The sequence below is a fragment of the Belnapia sp. AC561 genome (assembly GCF_979252845.1).
In genome coordinates this window covers 1-239 of the sequence record NZ_CEEDBP010000466.1, presented here as the reverse complement: position 1 = coordinate 239, position 239 = coordinate 1, and the positions used below count along the sequence as shown (strand labels likewise).

Annotated in this window: 1 protein-coding gene; it reads left to right on the top strand. The window is 59.0% G+C overall.

Translation table 11 applies throughout. From position 1 onward, the window contains the following. On the top strand, positions 1-239 hold a 239-nt coding region (locus AC0IW9_RS31870), incomplete at both ends, for a hypothetical protein (RefSeq protein WP_471652281.1).

The following is a 239-nucleotide window of genomic DNA, read 5'->3' as shown; positions in this document are numbered from 1 at the left end:
ACGTTTGAGGTCCGAAGAGTCGCGTCAGGGGCGCGCGGAGCGCCGTCAGGAGCGCAAGAAGAACCACGCCGTCAAAGCCGAGAAAAAAGCTCGCAACCGCGCCGCTAAGAAGAAGGCAAAAGCTGAGCAGAAGGCGGCAGCTGACAAGCGAGAAGCTGAAGCTAAACAGGACAAGGTTGCCCCCGAGAATGCCACCGCAGAGCCGGTCGACGATGAGGCAATCGGTTACGACATATACG